At 71.8% G+C, this 20,866-nt stretch carries 24 protein-coding genes; 18 read left to right on the forward strand and 6 right to left on the reverse strand.

Translation table 11 applies throughout. The features are described from left to right. Window positions 1-94: 94 nt before the first annotated feature. Window positions 95-1,804 (reverse strand): carbohydrate binding domain-containing protein, encoded by a 1,710-nt coding sequence (locus BFF78_RS38220; RefSeq protein WP_069782630.1) that lies wholly within the window; start codon window positions 1,802-1,804, stop codon window positions 95-97. A 392-nt stretch (window positions 1,805-2,196) separates the two neighbouring features. On the opposite strand from BFF78_RS38220, the gene msrA reads away from it, so the two are divergent. Together msrA and BFF78_RS38235 are read left to right on the forward strand one after the other, a co-directional pair. Next, complete coding sequence (msrA, locus tag BFF78_RS38230; protein WP_069782632.1) at window positions 2,197-2,718, forward strand: peptide-methionine (S)-S-oxide reductase MsrA; 522 nt, start codon at window positions 2,197-2,199, stop codon at window positions 2,716-2,718. A gap of 231 nt (window positions 2,719-2,949) precedes the next feature. Continuing rightward, a complete protein-coding gene (locus BFF78_RS38235; protein WP_227026033.1) occupies window positions 2,950-3,960 on the forward strand; it encodes a hypothetical protein in 1,011 nt (336 codons plus the stop codon). 215 nt (window positions 3,961-4,175) lie between these two features. Here BFF78_RS38235 and BFF78_RS38240 read toward each other — a convergent pair whose 3' ends face one another. Further along, entirely contained in the window at window positions 4,176-5,249 is a 1,074-nt protein-coding gene (locus tag BFF78_RS38240) for an NAD(+)/NADH kinase (RefSeq protein ID WP_069782633.1), read from the reverse strand. 307 nt (window positions 5,250-5,556) lie between these two features. Between BFF78_RS38240 and BFF78_RS48735 the strand changes: the two genes are divergently transcribed. The 6 genes from BFF78_RS48735 to pqqB all read left to right on the forward strand — a co-directional run bounded on the left by BFF78_RS48735 (window position 5,557) and on the right by pqqB (window position 10,747). Then, on the forward strand, window positions 5,557-5,922 hold the full coding sequence (locus BFF78_RS48735) for a hypothetical protein (RefSeq protein WP_227026034.1): 366 nt from the start codon (window positions 5,557-5,559) through the stop codon (window positions 5,920-5,922). Between the two features lie 137 nt (window positions 5,923-6,059). Next, window positions 6,060-7,574 (forward strand): purine-cytosine permease family protein, encoded by a 1,515-nt coding sequence (locus BFF78_RS38250; protein ID WP_069782634.1) that lies wholly within the window; start codon window positions 6,060-6,062, stop codon window positions 7,572-7,574. Continuing rightward, on the forward strand, window positions 7,571-8,122 hold the full coding sequence (locus BFF78_RS47500) for a cysteine hydrolase family protein (protein WP_069782635.1): 552 nt from the start codon (window positions 7,571-7,573) through the stop codon (window positions 8,120-8,122). Before BFF78_RS38250 ends, BFF78_RS47500 begins: the two co-directional genes overlap by 4 nt. Continuing rightward, window positions 8,119-8,826: a GntR family transcriptional regulator gene (locus tag BFF78_RS38260; RefSeq protein WP_069782636.1), complete on the forward strand. Its 708-nt coding sequence runs from the start codon at window positions 8,119-8,121 to the stop codon at window positions 8,824-8,826. The genes BFF78_RS47500 and BFF78_RS38260 overlap by 4 nt, the downstream gene beginning before the upstream one ends. A gap of 336 nt (window positions 8,827-9,162) precedes the next feature. Continuing rightward, window positions 9,163-9,561: an SseB family protein gene (locus BFF78_RS38265; RefSeq protein ID WP_069782637.1), complete on the forward strand. Its 399-nt coding sequence runs from the start codon at window positions 9,163-9,165 to the stop codon at window positions 9,559-9,561. Between the two features lie 292 nt (window positions 9,562-9,853). Beyond that, entirely contained in the window at window positions 9,854-10,747 is an 894-nt protein-coding gene (pqqB, locus tag BFF78_RS38270; RefSeq protein WP_069784077.1) for a pyrroloquinoline quinone biosynthesis protein PqqB, read from the forward strand. On the opposite strand, the gene BFF78_RS38275 is transcribed toward pqqB, so the two are convergent. The 4 genes from BFF78_RS38275 to BFF78_RS47095 all read right to left on the reverse strand — a co-directional run bounded on the left by BFF78_RS38275 (window position 10,741) and on the right by BFF78_RS47095 (window position 12,014). Further along, window positions 10,741-11,160 (reverse strand): MarR family winged helix-turn-helix transcriptional regulator, encoded by a 420-nt coding sequence (locus BFF78_RS38275; protein WP_069782638.1) that lies wholly within the window; start codon window positions 11,158-11,160, stop codon window positions 10,741-10,743. The two genes, pqqB and BFF78_RS38275, sit on opposite strands and share 7 nt — an antisense overlap. 88 nt (window positions 11,161-11,248) lie before the next feature. Continuing rightward, a complete protein-coding gene (locus tag BFF78_RS38280; protein ID WP_069782639.1) occupies window positions 11,249-11,599 on the reverse strand; it encodes a VOC family protein in 351 nt (116 codons plus the stop codon). 56 nt (window positions 11,600-11,655) lie between these two features. Further along, window positions 11,656-11,853: a hypothetical protein gene (locus BFF78_RS38285; RefSeq protein ID WP_069782640.1), complete on the reverse strand. Its 198-nt coding sequence runs from the start codon at window positions 11,851-11,853 to the stop codon at window positions 11,656-11,658. Continuing rightward, on the reverse strand, window positions 11,850-12,014 hold the full coding sequence (locus tag BFF78_RS47095; protein WP_165289344.1) for a hypothetical protein: 165 nt from the start codon (window positions 12,012-12,014) through the stop codon (window positions 11,850-11,852). Before BFF78_RS47095 ends, BFF78_RS38285 begins: the two co-directional genes overlap by 4 nt. A gap of 234 nt (window positions 12,015-12,248) precedes the next feature. Between BFF78_RS47095 and BFF78_RS38290 the strand changes: the two genes are divergently transcribed. The 10 genes from BFF78_RS38290 to aspA all read left to right on the forward strand — a co-directional run bounded on the left by BFF78_RS38290 (window position 12,249) and on the right by aspA (window position 20,849). Beyond that, the gene (locus BFF78_RS38290; RefSeq protein ID WP_069782641.1) at window positions 12,249-12,536 is read left to right on the forward strand and encodes a helix-turn-helix domain-containing protein; all 288 of its coding nucleotides are present in this window, start codon (window positions 12,249-12,251) and stop codon (window positions 12,534-12,536) included. A 252-nt stretch (window positions 12,537-12,788) separates the two neighbouring features. After that, window positions 12,789-13,760, forward strand: coding sequence for an SMP-30/gluconolactonase/LRE family protein (locus tag BFF78_RS38295; protein WP_069782642.1), 972 nt, complete (start codon window positions 12,789-12,791; stop codon window positions 13,758-13,760). 67 nt (window positions 13,761-13,827) lie between these two features. Then, on the forward strand, window positions 13,828-14,289 hold the full coding sequence (crcB, locus tag BFF78_RS38300) for a fluoride efflux transporter CrcB (RefSeq protein ID WP_069782643.1): 462 nt from the start codon (window positions 13,828-13,830) through the stop codon (window positions 14,287-14,289). Further along, on the forward strand, window positions 14,286-14,666 hold the full coding sequence (locus tag BFF78_RS38305) for a DUF190 domain-containing protein (protein ID WP_069782644.1): 381 nt from the start codon (window positions 14,286-14,288) through the stop codon (window positions 14,664-14,666). The genes crcB (BFF78_RS38300) and BFF78_RS38305 overlap by 4 nt, the downstream gene beginning before the upstream one ends. Beyond that, the gene (gene crcB / locus BFF78_RS38310; RefSeq protein WP_069782645.1) at window positions 14,663-15,037 is read left to right on the forward strand and encodes a fluoride efflux transporter CrcB; all 375 of its coding nucleotides are present in this window, start codon (window positions 14,663-14,665) and stop codon (window positions 15,035-15,037) included. The genes BFF78_RS38305 and crcB (BFF78_RS38310) overlap by 4 nt, the downstream gene beginning before the upstream one ends. 74 nt (window positions 15,038-15,111) lie before the next feature. Beyond that, complete coding sequence (locus BFF78_RS38315; RefSeq protein ID WP_069782646.1) at window positions 15,112-15,948, forward strand: undecaprenyl-diphosphate phosphatase; 837 nt, start codon at window positions 15,112-15,114, stop codon at window positions 15,946-15,948. A gap of 171 nt (window positions 15,949-16,119) precedes the next feature. Further along, window positions 16,120-16,800 (forward strand): FadR/GntR family transcriptional regulator, encoded by a 681-nt coding sequence (locus tag BFF78_RS38320; protein WP_069782647.1) that lies wholly within the window; start codon window positions 16,120-16,122, stop codon window positions 16,798-16,800. Further along, entirely contained in the window at window positions 16,797-18,236 is a 1,440-nt protein-coding gene (locus tag BFF78_RS38325; RefSeq protein WP_069782648.1) for an amino acid permease, read from the forward strand. The genes BFF78_RS38320 and BFF78_RS38325 overlap by 4 nt, the downstream gene beginning before the upstream one ends. Window positions 18,237-18,276: 40 nt before the next feature. Beyond that, on the forward strand, window positions 18,277-19,293 hold the full coding sequence (locus tag BFF78_RS38330) for an asparaginase (RefSeq protein WP_069782649.1): 1,017 nt from the start codon (window positions 18,277-18,279) through the stop codon (window positions 19,291-19,293). 143 nt (window positions 19,294-19,436) lie between these two features. Continuing rightward, window positions 19,437-20,849, forward strand: a complete 1,413-nt coding sequence (gene aspA / locus BFF78_RS38335; protein WP_069782650.1) for an aspartate ammonia-lyase — start codon at window positions 19,437-19,439, stop codon at window positions 20,847-20,849. The last annotated feature ends 17 nt before the right edge of the window (window positions 20,850-20,866 follow it).

Consider the following 20,866-nt stretch of genomic DNA (forward strand, 5'->3'; position numbering starts at 1 on the left):
CGGGAAGACCGCCGCGCCGGGCAGCGGCGGTGCGTGCGGCGCGTCGCACCTCACGGAGGTGGCGCGCCGCACGCCCGGGTGGGGCGGGTGATGCCTAGCCGAGGGTGAAGTCGTCGGCGTAGACGTTGCCTTGGCCGTACCAGCCGTGGACGTAGACGGTGATCGTGCCGCTGCCGCCGGTGGTGAAGTGGACCGTCAGCTGGTTCCAGCTCGTCTCGTTCGACCAGGTGCCGGCGCCGGCGCCACCGCTGACCCCGATGTAGGCGTAGGGGCCCTGAACCCAGCCCGTGAGCGTGTAGCTGTGGTTGGGGGACAGGGTGACGGTCTGGTCGCACTCGCCGGTGCCGCTGGAGCTCGGGGTGACCTGGAGGGCGTGGCTGCCGCTGCGGGCCGGACCGGCGACCACCGCGCTGCCGCCCGTGCAGGTCCAGGGGCTGGGGCTGCCGCTTTCGAAGCCGGCGTTGGTCAGTTGGCCCCCGCCGCCCCCGCCCCCGCCGCCGCTGGATGTGACGGTGAGCGTGTAGGTCGCACTGTGGCTGCCACTGGCGGCCGTACCGGTGACGGTGATCGGGTAGCTGCCCGCGGCCACGGAAGAGCCGACCGTCGCCGTCAGCGTCGAGGTGCCGCCGGACGTCACCGAGGCAGGGCTGAACGAGACGCTGACACCGGAGGGAGCGCCGGAGGCGGAGAGGCTCACGGACTCGGCGCCGCCAAAGGAGACGGCCGTGGAGACGGTCGCGGTGGCGGAACCGCCCTGGGCGGCCGAAGCGGAGCCCGGCGAGACGGACAGGGAGAAGTCACTGCCGGTGCCTCCGCCCCCGCCCGTGTTGCCCTCGTACGGCACGAACGCGTCCGTGAACGCGAGGCTGTTCTGGCTGATCTCGCTGCACGTGGGCAGTGAGTTGGCGCTTCCGCTGCACGGCTGGTCCCGGTTGACCGACCAGAACGCCAGCCGCCCGACGCCGTTCTGCGCGGCGAAGTTCTCCACCGTCTGGGCGTCCGCGAGCGTGAAGGTGGAACCGTCGTCGTTCTTGCCGATCATCGGGGTGATCCCGAGGTTGGCATAGGTGTAGCCGGAGTCGACGGACTGCATCTGCGCGAGCGTCGCCCTGGCGGCGGAGACCGCGCCCTGGCCCATCTCGGTGCCCGTGCCGGCGTAGTAGTCCATGGCCATGATGTTGACCACGTCGATCTTGATGCCCGCGTTCTTGGCGGCCTTGAGGATGTTGACGCCGTCGTTGGTCAGGCCGCTCGTCAGCACCGGCAGGGTCATGGAGAACTGCAGCCCGGGATCGGACGCCTTGAGGTCCTTCATCGCCTGCATCTGGCGGGCCGCTGCCGCCGTGTCCGCCACGGCCGCGCCTTCGACGTCGAAGTCGAGCTGGGTGACGCCGTAGTCGTCGATGATGGCCTGGTAGCCGGCGTCGATGCCGCTCTGGGTGGAGCAGGTCCAGGCGAGCGGTTCGCCGCTGGCCCCGCCGGAGGAGATGATGACGGACGCGCCCTCGGCCTTCGCCTTGGCGATCTCGGGGTCGGTGTAGGAGTCGTTGCCGATGGGGAGGGTGTCGCCCCAGATCTGGTTGCAGCCTTCGCCGAGCACGAACGCCGCGGTGTAGGCCTTGAGATGGTGTCCGGTGATCGCGGTGTCGAGCAGTCCTTCCTGGCTGTTCGACATGTCGGCATAGGGAGCCACGGAGTAGACGCTGCCCGCCGCCGCGCCGCTGGTCGGTGCCAGAGCGACGACGGCGCCGGTGGCGGCGAGCGCGAGCGAGCATGCGGAAGCCGCGAATCTTGCCAGGTGCATGACAGTGCCCCTTTCGGGGATGCCCTAGGGCGGGGAGGGGGTGGGGTGTGCCGTGTGGGGCCGACGTTGGTACATACCAAACCGCCCGCGAGTCGCCCCGTCAAGAGGACTAGACCAACTGGATCCATCCGGATGTCCGTGCCTGCGGCCGCGTACGCCTCGCGGCGAACTCGGCCCAGGCGTGCGCGAGTTGGCGGAGGACGCTTCCGTCCCGGATGTCAGGCGGCAGGGCGAACGGCCCATGGGCGCTGCTGACCGGCGGCTGCCGCGGGGGCACGGCGTCCCACACGGCGACCGTTCGTTGGTTGCTCGCGGGCGGTATTAGGCTGGGTGACCGTCCAACCGGCACGTCGACGACAACCGCGCCGGGCTGAACCGTCAGGGAGTGACCGATGACCGTGGGAACCGAGCGGGCCGTCCTGGCAGGCGGTTGTTTCTGGGGCATGCAGGATCTGGTCCGCAAGCAGCCGGGCGTGGTGGCCACGCGTGTCGGCTACAGCGGCGGCGACACGCCGAACGCCACGTACCGCAATCACGGCGACCACGCCGAGGCCATCGAGATCCTCTTCGACCCCACGGTGACGAGCTACCGCGACATCCTGGAGTTCTTCTTCCAGATCCACGACCCGACCACCAGGGACCGCCAGGGCAACGACATCGGGCGCAGCTACCGGTCCGCCATCTTCTACGGCGACGAGGAGCAGCACCGGGTCGCGGTGGACACGATCGCGGACGTCGAGGCGAGCGGGCTGTGGCCGGGGAAGGTGGTCACGGAGGTGGAGCCCGTCGGCGACTTCTGGGAGGCGGAGCCCGAGCACCAGGACTACTTGGAGCGCTATCCCAACGGCTACACATGCCACTTCCCGCGACCCAACTGGAAGCTGCCGCGACGCGGCCCGGCCACGGCGAACTGAGCCCTGCGGTCAGGCCGGGGACACCGCCGGCAGGTTGCCCTTCAGGTCATGGACGAACGCCTGCTGTTGCTGAAGTCGCGGTAGCCGGTGGGCGGTCGGAGCCGTCTCCGCCGGACGGGGGAGACCGATCCGACCTGCGCGTGATGCGACCGGGCCGGGTGGCGACGAGGGTGGATCTTGCGGAGGCGGCGGGACGAGGGCACGGCTTCCGCGGGACGTAGGGGGCACTCGGTGGACCGGCTGGGTTCGTGGGACCGCTTCGACCGGCTGGGGCGGTCGGCGGGGTACGGGGCGGCGGCGGTGATGGCGCCGTACGCGTTGATCAAGATCTCGTGGGTGGCCGGCGCGCTCGCGGGCGTGCTTCCGATCGGCGACGGCTTCGGCCTGGCCGGATGGGTCGCGCTCAACACCGCGACCGTCGGCATGGCGGGCCTCGGCATCGCCATGGCCCTCGCCCTGGTCCGCCCCTGGGGCATGCGGCTGCCGGTGCGGTGGGTCGCGGGTGTCGCCTGGGTGGGTACCGGCTTCCTCGTCCCGCTGCTGCCGTACGCCGTACTGGACTCGCTGCTGGGCCCGTCGGGCGGTACGCCACGGCACCATGACGGCGGCGGCCAGGCCATGCCCGGCTGGGAGGCCGCGCTGATCCAGACCGGCTTCGTGGGCATGGGACTCGGCCTGGCGATCGCCCTGCCCGCCCACCTCCGGCGACGCCGGCCGGAGGTGTTCGCGGGCCGGATCGGCGACACGGCCGACGGCACCACAGGCCGGGTGCGGTGGGCGATGGGCGCCAGGGTGGTGATCGGGGCGGTATGGATCTACTGGGCGCTCGGTGGTACGGCCGGTGTCGCGCATCCCGCGGACCGCTCCGCCGACGGGCGGCTGCTGACCGGTGTGTGGGGCCTGTGGGCGCTCATCGCCTCGGCGGCCACCTGGACCGTCGCCCACGGCCACCCCGCCCGGCTGCCCCGCTGGATCCCCTTGACCCTCGGCTGGCTGGGGACGGGGTCACTGTGCACGTGGAGCGGCTGGAAGCTCCCGTTGGTCCTATACGTGGCGCCGGCCCACCCCGCCGGTACGTCCCTGCCGGAGAACCTCGCCGTCGCCGCCGCGCTGCACACGGCCGCCGTGGCGGCGGGCGCGCTGATGCTGCCGGCACTCGTGCGCACCCGCGGACCTGTCCCCGCCCCTGAGGCCGTCGATGTCACGCGGACTGGGCGCCCGCAGGACGGGCCTGCGGGTTGACCGGCGTCGTCGGCGGCTTCAGGGCGGCCGGTGCCGGTCCGCGGAACTGTCGGCCATGGTGCCGGTGCGCGTGCGCATCCGCGGATCTGTGCCTGTCCGCGGACCGTCGGTCATGCCGCCGGTGCGCGTGCGCATCCGGGGGTCTGTGACCGTCTCCGGGGCCGTCGATGTCACGCGGACTGGGTGCCCGCACGGTGGATCCGCCGGTTGGACCCTCAGGACAGCCGATGCCCGTCGTCGGGAGCCGTCGGCAGCGCGAGGTGGGCCAGGTCGTCGGGCGGGGGCGTGGTCACCGGCCAAAGGGGAGCGGCCTGCCCGTCGGCGAGTGCGGCCGGTGCGTCGGTGAGGTTCATGCGCTCGCGCAGCCGGCCGTAGAAGTCCGTCGGGCCCAGCCGTACGGCCTTGAGCCGGCGTGGTGCGGCGTACACGCCGATCCAGTCCCCGGGGCTCAGCACTCCGCGCAGCTGGCCGTCGATGCTGACGGCGGCCTGGCCCGAGCGTTCGAGGATCCGTAGCGCGATGGGTTCGTCGGGGGCGGCGACCACCGAGCGGTTGAACACCATGTGCGGGGCGACGGGGGTGAACACCAGGCCCTCCGTGCGCGGCGAGACCACCGGACCGCCGGCGGCGAAGCTGTAGGCGGTGGAGCCCGTGGGCGTGGCCACCAGCAGGGCGTCGGCGGAGTAGGAGGCCAGCAGCCGGCCGGCCAGATAGACGCCCACCGACACCTGACGGTCCCTGGCGAGCTTCTCCACGACGATGTCGTTCAGAGCGGTGACGTTCAGCGCGACGCCCCACTCGTCACCCATCTCGCACTCGGCACGGACCCGGGGCGGCGGCAGCATCGGGCCGCGGCCGTACCGCAGCAACGCCTCCATCTGCGCGGGAACTTCCAGCCGGCATGACGCCCGCATCGTCAGGAGCATCCGGCTCTCCACGGTGATCCGCTCCGCGCGGACCGCGTCCAGCGCCGCGCGCACCGCCGAGGCGGGGACCTCGGTGAGGAAGCCGACCCGGCCGAGGTCGACACCGAGGACCAGGGCGTCGTTCTCGGCCGCCAGCCGGGCGCCGCGCAGGAAGGTGCCGTCGCCGCCGAGGGTCACGATGAGGTCGGGGTCGCCCGCCGAGTCGACCTCCTCCCGGGCGCTGTGCCGCGCGCCCTCCTGCCACACGTCGATGTCGGCGCACCCCACGGCGTGCTCCGCGCACCACGCGCGTACCTCATGGGCGGCCGCCAGGGCCTCGGGGCGTCCGCCGTGCACCACCAGGCCGACACGGTTGACCGTCATCTCCGCCTCCCAGCAGGCTGTTCCCGTTGGCCATACTCGCCGCGGACCGCTCCGGCACGGCACACGCCACGCCGCCGGGGCCCGGGGAGGCGGTCACGGGGAGGTGAGTACGGCTGACCCAGGCCGTCGGAGCCGTACCGCAGGAACATGGACTGCGCAGCCGGTCCGCTCCCGTGGGCCGGTCTCGCGGTCGGTCAGGTACCCATCCCGTGGCCACGGATTCACACATTGCCGCGGGTCATGGGACCCGCGGCGGACGGGTACTCGGGTGCTTCGGAACGGACGGGACACGTGCGGGAGGCCCCTGATGAGCGAGTACATGGCCACCCCTTCCCAGGCCGAGGGCGAGCGGGAGCCGGACGAGGCGGGGGCGGATATGCCACCGCGCACCATCCCGTCCCAGGCGGAGGGTGAGAACACCTCCGAACAACAGGACGTCGGCGAAGGCGACGACTGCGGGAGGCGGCATGAGCACGGCACACACCGGCGTCCTGGAGGTGCCGGCCGCGCTGAAGGACGCGTCGTACCCGGCCGACAAGGCGACCCGGACTCCGACCTCGACCGCACCGCGGCACAGCGCGCGGAACGGGCACGCGAGGGAGGCAGGCCCGGCCTCTCCCAGCACCTGAGGGAGGAGCCGAGGACACCGATCCAGGAGGAGTTCGGCCGCTGAAACTCCTACGGGGTACGGCCGCTGAAATGCGACTGCCCGCCGGGCGGTTCCGGCGTAGCGCCCGTCCTTGACGACCTGCTTGCACCGGCCTAGCGTGAATCAGACACGTCTAGACAGGTAGGGCAGGTGGCTCGGCCATGGCGCAACCGCGGGACCCCCTCGGACTCACCGACGGCAGATCCTCCGGCCGCCCCATACAGGTGGAGACGCACGGACTCGACGTGATCGGGGACGCGGAGCGCAAGGGCACCCCGAGCACGCTGTTCTGGCCCTGGTTCGGGGCGAACGTCTCCGTTCTCGGCCTGAGTTACGGCGCCTTCGCGTTCGGCTTCGGCATCTCCTTCTGGCAGGCCCTCGCCGCCGGCGTGCTCGGCATCGTCGGCTCGTTCCTGCTGTGCGGTTTCATCGCGGTGGCCGGAAAGCGCGGCTCGGCGCCCACCATGGTGCTCAGCCGGGCGGCGTACGGAGTGCGCGGCAACCGGCTGCCGTCGGTGATCTCCTGGATGCTCACCGTCGGCTGGGAGACCGTCCTCACCGCGCTCGCCACGCTGGCCACCGCGACCGTCTTCAGCCGCCTCGGCTGGGGCGGCGGCACCGAGACCAAGGTGGTCGCGCTCATCGTCGTGGCCGCGCTCACCGTCGTCGGCGGAGTCATGGGCTTCGACCTGATCATGCGGCTGCAGACGGCCATCACCGTGATCACGGGTGTCCTCACGATCGTCTACATCGCCCTGGTCGCCGACCACATCCACTGGAGCACCGTCAGTGCCCTCCCGGCCGGTTCCGCGCAGCAGTTCATCGGCGCGCTGGTGTTCATGATGACGGGCTTCGGCCTCGGCTGGGTCAACGCGGCCGCCGACTACTCCCGCTATCTGCCCCGCGGTTCGTCCGGCCGGGGCGTGATCGGCTGGACCACCTTCGGCGCCTCCGTGGCCCCGCTGCTCCTGCTGGTCTTCGGCCTGCTGCTGGCCGGTTCCTCGCCGAAGCTGAGCCAGGCCATCGCGGCCGACCCGATCGGCGCGCTCACCACGATCCTGCCCACCTGGTTCCTGGTGCCGTTCGCCGTGGTCGCCGTCCTGGGTCTGGTCGGCGGCGCCGTCCTGGACATCTACTCCTCGGGCCTGGCCCTGCTCTCCGCCGGCCTGCCGGTGCCCCGCTATCTGGCCGCCCTCCTCGACGGCGTCCTGATGATCACCGGTTCGGTCTACATCGTGTTCTTCGCGGGCGACTTCCTCGGCCAGTTCATGGGCTTCCTCACCACGCTCGGCGTCCCCATCGCCGCCTGGTGCGGCATCATGCTCGCCGACATCGCCCTGCGCCGCCGCGACTACGACGACGGCGACCTCTACCGCCCGCACGGCCGCTACGGCGACATCCCCCTGCCGCCCCTGCTCCTCACCCTCGCCGCCACGGCCGTCGGCTGGGGCCTGGTCACCAACACCGCGGCGAGCTGGCTCACCTGGCAGGGCTACCTCCTCGGTCCGCTGGGCCTCGGCGGCAAGACCGGCGCCTGGGCCTATGCCAACCTCGGCGTCCTGGTCGCGCTGGCCCTCGCCTTCCTCGGCACCCTGCTGCCGGGCCGGGGCCGGGTGCGTACCCAGGAGGCGCAGGCGCCGAGCCCGGTGACCGACGAGGGGGTGCTGAACCCATGACCGCCGGACATTTCGCCGTCATCGACATGCAGCGCGTCTTCGCCGACCCGGCGAGCCCCTGGGCCACCCCCCGGTACGCCGACGCGGCGGCGGGTGTGCGCAGCCTGCTGCCGGCCTTCGGCGACCGCGTCACCTTCACCCGCTTCCTGGCCCCCGCGAAACCGGCCGGCGCCTGGCGTGCCTACTACGACGAATGGCCCTTCGCCCGCCGGCCCCCGGACGCCGAACTCTGGTACCTGTCCGACGAGTTCGCCGACCTGGCCGGCCACGTCGTGGACGCCACCACCTTCGGCAAGTGGACCCCGGAACTCGCCGCCCGCGTCGGCCCGGACGACCGCCTGGTCCTGGCCGGGGTCAGCACCGAATGCTGTGTGCTGTCCACCGCCCTGGCCGCCGCCGATGCCGGCACCGAGGTGCTGGTGGTCGCGGACGCCTGCGCCGGCGTCGACGACGACTCCCACCGCAAGGCCCTGCAGATCATGGAGCTGTACCGGCCGCTCGTCCGGGTCACGACCGTCGACGACCTGCTCGCGGAGGCCGGGCCGTGACCGGCGTCCCGCTCAAGCACCAGCGGATCAGCCGGATCCTCGCCCGGGAGATCCGCGACGGCAGCCGCCGGGCCGGCGAGCGGCTGCCCGGCGAACACGCCCTCGCCCAGCGGTTCGGCGTCAGCCGTACGACCATCCGCGCGGCCCTCGCCGAACTGTCCGAGGAGGGCCTGATCACCACCCGCACCGGCAAGGGCTCCTACGTCCTCTTCGACGGCCGCCCGCCGGACGACCGGCTCGGCTGGGCCCGCGCGCCGGACCCGCAGGGCGTGGACACCACCGTACGGACCCGCGCCGTACGTGAGACGCACGACAAGGCCCTCGCCACCGAACTCGGCCTGGAGAAGGACGTGTTCGTCTGCGTGGAGCGGACCCGCGAGCTCGCCGCGGACGGCACCGTGGTGTCGTACGAGCGCAGCTTTCTGCCGCCGGTGCCCGGGATCCGCGAGCTGCCCGCCCGCGGCCTCGGCCAGGACTCGCTCACCGAACTGCTGCTGCGCGCCGGGCTGCGGCCCGACCACGGGGAGCAGCGGATCGGCGGGCGGCCGGTGGACGCCCGGGAGGCGGAGCTGCTGCGGCGCGCGCCGGGCGACTGGTTCCTCGAGACGCGGCGCACCAGCCGGGCGGCCGACGGCTCCTTCGTCGAGCACGTCGTCAGCCTGCTCGACCCCGGCCACTTCCAGCTGACCCTCACCTTCGGCTGACCCGCGATGGCCGGCGCCCCGGGCCGGACACGTGAGATCAGGCGCCGGGCCGGTTCAGCGCGCCGGCCGGTCATGGGCGCGGGAGTAGTACTGGCCCACCCGCAGGCCACGCTCGCGCAGCGCGTCGGCGTATCCGGCGATCAGGTCGGCCCGGGCACGGGGTGCCCAGCGGGACGCCGTTCCCGGTCACCACCGAGGCCGTCCCACCACCGGATCTCCTGCCGATCCGCACGCATGCCCCCCGGCCCACCGGGTACGCGAGGCCCGAGCACGCCCGGGCGCACGTCCGCCCCCGGGAGGCCGCCCGTACGACCCGTCGCTACCTGGGGATCTGCCATGGAGACACCCGCACACAACGACCTGCCGACCCCGGCCCAGCAGGCGCTGGACACGCTGGCCGCGAACGCCGAGGACCCGACCGCGCTGGACGTCCTCGCCCACAGTGACGTGCTCGTCCCCGTGCCGGACGACGCGGTCGACGGGGAGGGCGCCGACGCCACGTCCGTGGCCCTGCCCGTCCTGGAACAGCCCGGAGGCGACCCGGTCGTCCCCGTCTTCACCACGGAGGGCGAGATGGCCGACCTGCTGCCGTTCGTCTCCCGCTACCGCCTCATCCCGCTCGGCGCCCTCGCCTCCCAGTGGCCCGACGATGACCTCTCCCTGGCCATAGACGGCAACTCCACCCACGCCCTGACCCTCACATCACAGGGGGTACGCACGCTGCTGGCCCGATGACCAGGCTCCCCGAAGGGGACGCGGAGAACCGCGCGAGCAGCGACACAGGGGGCGAGAGCCACTCGACGTAGCGCATCCCGCACGCCGACGCGTCCATCCGGCTTGTCTTCGCCGAGTTCGGCGCGGCCGCGGCCATGCTGGAACCGGCCTGTTTCCGGGCCGAGCGCCCGGCTGTCCGCCGGCCCGGCGAAGGACGGCCGGAACTGTCCCCTGCCGCCGGGTAGTCCCCGGCCCGAGGCGGGAAGATCCCAGCGAGGACAGGTCCGGACGCGTAGCGAAGGAGCCGATGGTCGTGAGGATCGTCCTGCTGGGTACCGCCGCCGGGGGCGGCTTCCCGCAGTGGAACTGCGCCTGCGCGCTGTGCATGGCCGCCCGGGACGGCAAGCTGCCCTCCCGCACCCAGGAGTGCGCCGCCGTCAGCGGCAACGGCCGCGACTGGTGGCTCCTGAACGCCTCGCCCGACCTGCGCACCCAGCTCGCCGCCACACCGGCGCTGTGGCCAGGACCCGGCCCCCGGGACACCTCGCTGCGCGGTGCCCTGCTCACCGACGCCGAGGCCGACCACGTCACCGGCCTCGCCGAGCTGCGCGGAGCGGCGCGCCTGAAGGTCTACGCTGCCCCGCCGGTCCGCGCCGTTCTGGCCCCCGCCCGCGCCGCCCTGGACCGCTACGGCCCCTGGGAGTGGGCGGACAGCCTGGCCGACGGCGGCTTCGTGCTGGCCGGCGGGCTGGTGGTCACGGCCCATCCGGTGGGCGCGAAGATCCCGAAGTACGTACCGGCGCAGGCGCCGGGACCGGCCGGGCCGTGGGTGACGGCGTACCGCGTCGAGTCACTGGCCAGCGGGGGAGTACTGGTGTACGCGCCCTGTGTGGGCGCCTGGAGCCCGGCGCTGGACGAGCTGTGCGCCGAGGCCGACTGTGTGCTGCTGGACGGCACCTTCTACGCGGCCGACGAGATGGGCACGACGGTACGGTCCGGCGCCGGACAGGCCGCCATGGGCCATCTGCCCGTCACGGGCCCGGACGGCACCCTCGCCGCACTGGCCCGCCATCGCGGCGCGCGCCGGATCTACACCCACCTCAACAACACGAACCCGCTGCTCGACCCGGCGTCACCGGCACGCGCGCGTATCGCCGAGGAGGGCGTCGAGGTCCTGTCCGACGGGGCCGAAGTGGTGCTTCAGTGATCCTGCCCGGTGCTCCAGCGCTCCTGCCCGGTCAGCATGCGCTCCAGTACGGCGCGCTGCAGCGGCAGCACCTCGGTGTGCAGTGCGCGGCCCTTGGGGGTGAGCGCCACCCACACCCCGCGCCGGTCCTCCGCGCACACCGAGCGCTCGACCAGACCGTCCTTCTCCAGCCGGCCGATCAGCCGGGACAGCGCGCTCTGGCTGAGATGCACCCGGCCGACCAGATTCTGCACCCGGCACTGGTCGCCCTGCGCGGGCGACTCGGTCGCGAGGATGTCCAGCACCTCGAAGTCGCTGGCGCCCAGCCCGTGCGGGTGCAGGGCCCGGTCGATCTCGCACATCGTGCGCGCGTGCACGGCGAGGATGTCCCGCCACCGTTCCTCGAGCCGGGCGTCGGCCGTCTTGACTGCCATACCCGCACCGTAGCACCGATCCAGCCAATCATTGAGTGTGCAACTAGTGCGGGTGCAAGCAGGCGGCCCGGCCGGCGGCGGCCGGGTCTCAGGCGGCCGGGTCCTGAAGAAGGCCGATCAGGTTGCCGTCGGGGTCCTTCACGGAGGCGATCAGCCGGCCGTTGCCGACGTCCCGCACGTCCTGGACCACCTCGGCGCCCGCCGCCAGCAGGGCCGCGAGGCGCTCCCGGAGGTCGGTGACGTGCCAGAACGGCACCGGCCCGGTCAGGCCCTGAGCGTGCCCGTTCGGGTCGAGGCCGACGTCCTGGCCCTCGGCCTTGAAGCCGACGTAGTAGGGCTGGTCCGCGTACGGCTCGACACCCAGCAGGGCGGTGAACAGGGCCTTGGCACGGTCCTTGTCCTTGACGGGGTAGATGATCGTCTGCACGCCGGCGGTCATGGGACTCTCCTTCTGAGGTGCGTGGCCCGACGGGTTTTCCGTCGGTGCACTTCACGCTAGGACCGGGGAGCCCGCTCCGGCTTCTTCGATCCTGACCGGTTGCGGGCTCCGAACTGTCCCTGCTCGTTGCGCAGCACCTCGGCGACGGTGAGTCGGGCCGCACGCCGGGCGGGGACCATCGCGCCGCCCACGGGGATCACGAGCCCCGCCGGCGCCACTTCCGCCGGCTCCGGCGCGCGCCAGACATCCGTCATGTACGACGGCAGGGTGAGGCCGATCCCCGTGCCATCCGCGGGACCACCACCTCGTAGGCGGCGACGGTCACGGCGACCTGGACCGCCGTCACCGGCAACGGCTGGGAACCGACCGACGCCACCTCCGGCAACGGCTGGGAGAACCAGGCCTGTTCGGCCACGACGACAACCCGCTCTCCTCCATAACGCAGTTCAGCCACCGCTGAACCACCGGTGACGGGCCCGGCCGTAAGGGACGGCCGGGCCCGAGCCGATTTTCCGGGGTCATATGCCCACTCCTTGGTCGCACGGCCGTTCGGTACCGGACAACGAACGCCGAGTGCCGGACGTGACGGAGTCGCCCGCGCGACAGTGGGAACACTGCGTACGAGGAGGCCGGGGACGGAGGCGGACGGATGATGGGAACCCCCTCGGGCCGGATGCGGCAGACGATTCTGGAATGGCTCAAGGAGCCCGCGGCCCATTTCCCGCCGCCCCGTCGCCGCGATCTCGCCGAGACGGGAGTCACCGCGCGCGCCGTGGCCGCCAAACTGGGCGTGCCCCGCCGGACCGCCAGCGCCCACCTGGACTTCCTGACCCGGCTCGGCGTGCTGCGCACCCGCCGCATCGGCTGCCGTACCCACTACCGGCGCGACGAGGTCCGCATCGCCGAGGTGGCCCGGGTGTTCGAGAAGGGGTGGTGAAGGACGCCCGTGGCTCAGTCGGCGAGGCTACGGGGACCGGTCGCCGGCCGGCGGCTCCCGCAGCGCCGCGAAAGGCCGCCGAGCGCCGCCTCCCAAAGGCGCACGAGGGGCCGCCCCCCGCGTCGGCCGCCGATGCGCGCAGCCGAGCGAGGGGCAGCGGCCGGGCCGAGCGGCCCGGCCGCTCCGCGGGGGCTCGGCGAATGCGCGGCCGGCTGGCACGATGGGCCGACCGACGGCGAAGGGGCACCACACATGGACCGATCCATGGAACTCGTCCCACTGCACTACGTCTCCCTCGGCGCCCGCGGCCCCGAGGACGTCGTCCCCGACGCGCACGGGCGGGTGCTGACCGGCGTGCAGGACGGCCGGATCCTGCGCGTCCACCACCTCGGCGACCCGCGTACCGCCCGCGTGGAGGTGCTGGCGGACACCGGCGGCCGTCCGCTCGGACTCGAACCGCTGCCGGACGGCGGCCTGTTGGTGTGCGACGCGGAACGCGGACTGCTGCGCGTCGACCCCGGCCACGGCCCCGGCGACGGCACCGTCCGTGTCCTCGCGGACTCGGCGGCGGGGGAGCGGCTCCGCTTCTGCAGCAACGTCGTCGCCCTGCCGGACGGCGCCGTGTACTTCACCGTCTCCAGCCGCCGCTACACGCTGGACCGGTGGATCGGCGACATCGTCGAACACACCGGCACCGGACGCCTGCTGCGCCTGCCGCCCGAGGGCGGTGAGCCCGAAGTCGTACTGGAGGGGCTGCAGTTCGCCAACGGCCTGGCGGCCGCTGCCGACGGCTCGTTCCTGGTGGTCGCCGAGACCGGCTCCTGCCGCCTCACCCGCTACCACCTCACCGGCCCGCACGCCGGACGGTCCGACCTCTTCGCCACGCTTCCCGGCATGCCGGACAACCTCTGGCGCGAGGGCCCCGCCGGCCCGCTCTGGGTCGCGCTCGCCAGCCCGCGGGTCCCGCCGCTGGACCTCCTGCACCGCGCCTCGCCCGCCGTGCGCGGCGCCGCCGCCCGGGCCGCCGTACACGCGCCGTACCGCCCGAGCGGAACGGTCGGGGTGCTGGCCCTCGACGACACCGGACGGACCGTGACACACCTCACCCGCCGCCGCTCCGGCTTCCGGATGGTCACCGGCGTCTGCGCGACCGGGGACCATCTCGTCCTCGGCAGCCTCTGGGAGCCGGGCGTCGCGGTCTGTGCCCGGACCGACGCCCGCTGACCGGCGGTAGGCTGGTGCCCGGCCATGATCACCCGTCGGGGCAGGCCGAACAGGAGACGCAAGCAGCATGACAGCCCCGGAAGCCGAGAGCCTCCGTGCCCGCCGCACGCCACCGCGGCGGTCCGAGTGGCGTACCCAGGCACCCGTCGTCGCGGTGGTCGCCCTCGGCGGCGCCCTCGGCGCGTGCGCACGCTACGGGTTCACCCTCGCCTGGCCCACACCGCCGGGCGGTTTCCCCTGGGCGACCTTCTGGACCAATGTCATCGGCTGCGCGGTGATCGGTGTCTTCATGGTGCTCATCACCGATGTGTGGGCCGCCCACCGCCTCGTCCGCCCCTTCTTCGGCACCGGCGTGCTCGGCGGCTTCACCACCTTCTCCACCTACGCCGTGGACATCCGCAAGCTGGTCGACGCCGGCCGTCCCGGCCCCGGGCTGGCCTATCTCGCCGCGACGCCGTGCGCGGCCCTCGCCGCGGTGTGGCTCGCCTCGGTGGCCGCCCGCCGGGTGCTGATCAGGAGGCAGCGATGACGTCACTCACCGGCCGGGCCCTCAGGCTGACCGTCTACATCGGCGAGGACGACACCTGGCACCACAAGCCGCTCTACTCGGAGATCGTGCACCGCGCGCACGCGGCCGGCCTCGCCGGGGCGAGCGTCTTCCGGGGTATCGAGGGCTTCGGCGCCTCCTCGCTCATCCACACCTCGCGCCTGCTGTCCCTGAGCGAGGACCTGCCCGTGGCGGTCGTCGTGGTGGACACCGAGGAACGCGTACGGGCCTTCCTGCCGCAGCTCGACGAACTGGTGGGCGAGGGGCTCGTGACCCTGGAGGAGTGCGAGGTCGTCCGGTACGTGGCACGCCGAGGCGGCCCGCGGGACATGGATCCGAAGGGTAAGAAGTCATCGTGAACTGGCTGTTGGTCATCGCGGGGGCCGTGGTCGGCGCACCGCTGCGCTACCTCACCGACCGTGCCGTCCAGGCCCGCCACGACTCGGTCTTCCCCTGGGGCACCTTCGTGGTGAACGTCACCGGCTGCCTGGTCCTCGGGCTGCTCACGGGCGCGGCCTCCGCCGGGGCCGCCGGGCCCCACCTGCTGCTTCTGCTGGGCACCGGACTGTGCGGGGCGCTGACGACGTATTCGACCTTCTCCTACGAGACCCTGCGGCTGACCGAGGCCGGCTCCGGCCTCTACGCTGCGGTGAACGTCGTCGCGAGCGTGGTGGCGGGACTCGCCGCCGCCTTCGCCGGTGTCTCACTCGCTCACGTGCGGTGGGCCTAGCCCTTGCCAGGCGGCCGGGCACAGCAAGTACTGTCTACAACACTGTCGACCAACTCTCCTCAGAACTGGATCCCATGAGCGCCATCTCCGTCGGTCAAGCCGTCGTCCTCGGAGTAGTCGAGGGGGTGACCGAGTTCCTCCCGGTGTCCTCCACGGGGCACCTGAAGATCACCGAGGGACTCATGAACATCCCGGTCGACGACAAGTCCGTCGTCGGTTTCTCCGCCGTCATCCAGGTCGGCGCCATCGCCGCCGTGCTCCTGTACTTCTTCAAGGACATCAAGCGGATCGTCTCGGCCTGGTTCCGCGGTGTGACCAACCGCGAGGAGCGCTACCACCACGACTACAAGTTCGCCTGGTGGGTCATCTACGCCACCATCCCGATCGTCGTGGTCGGCCTGGCCGCCAAGAAGCTGGTCGAGGGCCCGCTGGGCTCGCTGTGGGTCGTGGCCGGCTCGCTGATCGTCGGCTCCGGTGTGATGTGGGCGGCCGACCAGATGGGCCGGCACAAGCGCGGTGAGGACGACACGTCCTTGAAGGACGCGATGTGGGTGGGCTGCTCCCAGATCCTCGCCCTGCTCTTCCCCGGCTTCTCCCGCTCCGGCGCCACCATGTCCACCGCGCTCATCCTGGATCTGGACCGCGTCGCCGCCACCCGGCTGTCCTTCTTCCTCGGCATCCCCGCGCTGACCGGCGCCGGCATCTACGAGCTCAAGGACGCCCTCGGCGCGGGTGTGGGCGCCGCCCCGCTGGCCGTCGGCACCATCGTGTCCTTCGTGGTCGCCTACGCCTCCATCGCCTGGCTGCTGAAGTTCGTCGCCAAGCACTCCTTCAACGCCTTCGTGATCTACCGCATCATCATCGGCGCGGGCCTGCTCGGCCTGCTCGCCACGGGCGTGCTCAACGCCTGAGACAACCTCCTGATCACCCACGGGGTGCGGATGCCTGCATTCAGGTGTCGCACCCCGTGAATGTTTTCTTACGCGCTGTCTTGACAGTCCCGGCGGGCAACCCGCAGGATCACACCCGTGAACCTGTCAGACAGCCAGACAGGTGGTCTGGGTCCTCGGCGTGTGAGCGCCATGGAAGCGGTCCTCGGCCACCTCCGCGGCGCCATCGAGCGCGGCGAGTACGCCATCGGCGACAAGCTCCCCTCCGAGGCCGAGCTCTGCCGCACCCTCGAGGTGTCCCGGCCGGTGCTCCGCGAGGCGCTGCGCGCGCTGCAGACGATGGGCCTCACGGTGTCCCGGACCGGCAAGGGCACCTTCGTCGTCGCCAACGCCGTCGAGGACCCCACCTTCGGCGACTACGCGGCCAGCGACCTGCTCGAAGTGCGCCGGCACGTCGAGATCCCGGTCGCCGGATACGCGGCCGTGCGCCGCACCCCGGAGAACCTGGACCACCTGGCCCACCTGCTCGACCGCATGGAGCGGGAGACGGACACCACGGCCTGGGTCGCGATGGACACCCTCTTCCACCTCGCCGTGGCCGAGGCCGCCCAGAACCCGGTCTTCCGCCGGGTCATCGAGGAGATCCGCGACGCACTGGCGCGTCAGTCGGCCTTCCTCAACGAGCTGGGCGGACGCCGGGAACAGTCCAACCGCGAGCACCGGGCGATCGTCGAGGCCCTGATCGACGGTTCCGAACACGACGCGGTGGAGGCCATGAGCCACCACCTGGACCGCGTCGAGACGACCCTGACCGACATCGTGCGTCCCCAGCGGGCGGACGACCTCCCCACGGAAGGCGGACCCGAGGCGTGAGCGAACAGCACCTCAAAGACGAGACGCGCCCCTCGTCCGGCCATGTCGACGCCGGAGACGCCGGCTACAGCAAAGGCCTCAAGTACCGGCACGTCAACATGATCGCCATCGGCGGAGCCATCGGCACCGGCCTCTTCCTCGGCGCGGGCGGCCGGCTCGCCGACGCCGGGCCCTCCCTCTTCATCGCATACGCCGTCTGCGGCGTCTTCGCCTTCCTGGTCGTGCGCGCCCTCGGCGAACTCGTCCTGTACCGCCCGTCCTCCGGCGCCTTCGTGTCGTACGCCCGGGAGTTCCTCGGGGAGAAGGGCGCCTACACCGCGGGCTGGATGTACTTCCTGAACTGGGCGACCACCGGCATCGCCGACATCACGGCGGTCGCCACCTACACCCACTACTGGGGCATGTTCTCCGACATACCACAGTGGTTGATCGCATTGATCGCCCTCGCGGTTGTGTTGACGGTCAATCTGATCTCCGTCAAGGTCTTTGGCGAGCTGGAGTTCTGGTTCGCGATCGTCAAGGTCGGCGCGCTCGTCGTCTTCATGTGCATCGGCATCTTCCTGCTGGTCACCCGGCACCCGGTGGACGGCAGCCACCCCGGCCCGTCCCTGATCACCGACAACGGCGGCGTCTTCCCCAACGGCCTGCTGCCCATGCTGCTGATCATCCAGGGTGTCGTCTTCGCCTACGCCTCCGTGGAACTGGTCGGCGTGGCCGCCGGCGAGACCGAGAACCCCGAGCAGATCATGCCGAAGGCGATCAACTCGATCATGTGGCGTGTGGGCCTGTTCTACGTCGGCTCCGTCGTCCTGCTCTCGATGCTGCTGCCCTGGAACAAGTACAGCGCCGGCGAGAGCCCCTTCGTGACCGTCCTGTCGCACATCGGCGTCCCGGCGGCCGGCGGTGTGATGAACCTGGTCGTGCTGACCGCCGCCATGTCCTCGCTGAACTCCGGCCTGTACTCCACCGGCCGCATCCTGCGCTCCATGGCCATGAGCGGCTCGGCACCGAAGTTCACCGGACGGATGAGCCGCAGCCAGGTCCCGTACGGCGGAATCCTGCTCACCAGCGGTATCTGTGTCCTCGGCGTGGGCCTCAACTACGTCGTCCCCGCCGACGCGTTCGAGATCGTCCTCAACTTCGCGGCGATCGGCATCCTCGCGACCTGGGGCATGATCATGGTCTGTCACCTGCTCTTCTGGCGGAAGACCCAGAAGGGCGAACTGACCCGGCCGTCCTACCGGCTGCCGGGTTCCCCCTGGACGGAACTCGTGACGCTGGCGTTCCTCGCCTCCGTCTTCGTCCTCATGTACGCCGACGGCGGCGCCGGACGCACCACCGTGCTCTGTCTGCCGCTGATCGTCGCAGCGCTGGTCGCGGGCTGGTACGGCATCCGCGGCCGGATATCCCGCACGTCCACCGGCGCCGACGCGTGACCCGCGTACCGGCCGCCCCGACCCATCGATGCAGGCAGTGATGTACAGCAGTTCTCCCGCAGACGCACCCATCGTCCGCGAACCCCTCCACGCCCCCGTCGCCCACCTCATCCGCGGCGGGGTCACCGAGGGCATCCACTACGGCTCCGTCGTCGTCCTCGGCGCCGACGGCAAGGTGGAGTTCCAACTCGGCGACATCGAGGCCGCCTTCTACCCGCGCTCGGCCGTCAAGCCCCTCCAGGCCGTGGCCATGCTGCGGGCCGGACTGGCCCTCGACGGCGAACTGCTGTCGCTGGCCGCCGCGAGCCACTCCGGCGAGGAACGCCATCTCGACGGCACCCGGCGCATCCTCGAACTCGCCGGGCTCACCGAGGACGACCTGCGCAACGTCCCCGACATGCCGTTCGACCCCGTCGTCCGGGACGCCTGGGTGCGCGCGGGCCGCCTGCCCTCCCGGCTCGCCCAGAACTGCTCCGGCAAGCACGCCGCCATGCTGTGGACCGCCAAGCTCAACGGCTGGTCCCTCGAGGACTACCTCGACCCGAAGCACCCGCTCCAGCAGGCGATCCAGGAGATCGTCGAGGACCTGACCGGCCAGCGGGTCGCCCGGGTCAGCGTCGACGGCTGCGGCGCGCCGCTGTTCTCCATCTCCCTGTACGGCCTCGCCCGCGCCCTGTCCCGCATCACCTCGGCCGTCCCCGGCACGCCCGAGGCCCGGGTCGCCGACGCGATGCGCTCGCACGCCGAGATGGCCTCCGGCTCCGGGCGCGATGTCGCGGCGCTGATGGAGGCCGTGCCGGGGCTGCTGGCCAAGGACGGCTTCGAGGGCGTGCAGGTCGCCGCGCTGCCCGATGGCCGGGCCGTCGCCGTGAAGATCGCCGACGGGGCGAATCGCGCCCGCGTGCCGGTGGCGGCGGCGGCGCTCGCTCGCGCGGGCGTGGACCCGGAGCTGCTGACCGAGTTCGCCGGGGAGCCGCTGCTCGGGGGTGGGGAGCCGGTGGGTTGTGTGCGTGCGGTGCGTGCGCTCGATCCGGTTCCGTTCACCGCCTGCGCGTAGCGCTCCGCCGGATCGGCCGCCTTGGACCCGCGGGTCCGTTGTGGCTGATCGCGCCCACGCGGCGGCAGCCGCATGTCGACAAGCCCCGCGCCCCTTTCCGGGTCGCCTTCACCTCCGTACCTCAGAAAGAGGACCCACCCCTCATGACCGCCGCCACCACCCGCAGCGAACACGATCTGCTCGGCGACCGTGACATACCCGCCGACGCGTACTGGGGTGTGCACACCCTGCGTGCGACGGAGAACTTCCCCATCACCGGTACACCGATCTCCGCGTACCCGCATCTGATCGACGCCCTGGCCGCCGTGAAGGAGGCCGCCGCTCTGGCCAACGAGGAGCTCGGGCTGCTGGCGCCGGACAAGGCGCGTGCGATCGTCGCCGCCTGCGGGGAGATCCGGTCCGGCAAGCTGCACGACCAGTTCGTCGTCGACGTCATCCAGGGCGGCGCCGGCACGTCCACCAACATGAACGCCAACGAGGTCGTGGCCAACCGCGCGCTGGAGCTGCTCGGCCACGCCAAGGGCGAGTACGCGTATCTGCACCCCAATGAGGACGTCAACCTCGGTCAGTCAACCAATGACGTCTACCCGACCGCCGTCAAGATAGCGACGGTCTTCGCGGTCCGTGGACTGCTCAAGGCGATGTCCGTACTGCAGGACTCCTTCGCGGGTAAGGCCGTCGAGTTCCGTGACGTGCTCAAGATGGGCCGTACACAGTTGCAGGACGCCGTGCCGATGACGCTCGGTCAAGAGTTCTCCGCCTATGCCGTCATGATGGAGGAGGACCGCAGCCGTCTTGCCGAGGCCGTCGAGTTGATCCATGAGATCAACCTCGGCGCCACGGCGATCGGCACCGGTCTGAACGCGCCCGCCGGATACGCCGAGGCCGCCCGCCGGCACCTGTCCGCGATCACCGGGCTGCCGCTGGTCACCGCGGCCAACCTGGTCGAGGCCACCCAGGACTGCGGTGCCTTCGTCCAGATGTCCGGTGTGCTCAAGCGGATCGCGGTCAAGCTCTCCAAGAGCTGCAACGACCTGCGGCTGCTGTCCTCCGGTCCGCGCGCGGGCCTCGGGGAGATCAACCTGCCGCCGGTGCAGGCGGGTTCGTCCATCATGCCGGGCAAGGTGAACCCGGTGATCCCCGAGGTGGTCAACCAGGTCGCCTTCGAGGTGATCGGCAACGACGTCGCCATCACCATGGCCGCCGAGGCCGGACAGCTCCAGCTCAACGCCTTCGAGCCGATCATCCTGCACTCCCTGTCGGAGTCCATCACCCATCTGCAGAGCGCCTGCCTCACCCTGGCCGAGCGCTGTGTGTCCGGCATCACCGCCAACACCGAGCGGCTGCGTGCCTCCGTGGAGAACTCCATCGGGCTGGTCACCGCCCTCAACCCGCACATCGGGTACACGGCCGCCACCGAGATCGCCAAGGAGGCCCTCGTCACCGGCCGCGGAGTGGCCGAACTGGTGCTGGAGAAGGGCCTGCTGCCGGCCGAGCGGCTCGCGGACCTGCTGCGTCCCGAGGTCGTCGCCGGCCGCGGAGTGCCCACCACCTGACCTGCGATAACGGGCAG

Origin of the sequence: Streptomyces fodineus, from assembly GCF_001735805.1 — a bacterium.
Lineage (GTDB): Bacteria > Actinomycetota > Actinomycetes > Streptomycetales > Streptomycetaceae > Streptomyces > Streptomyces fodineus.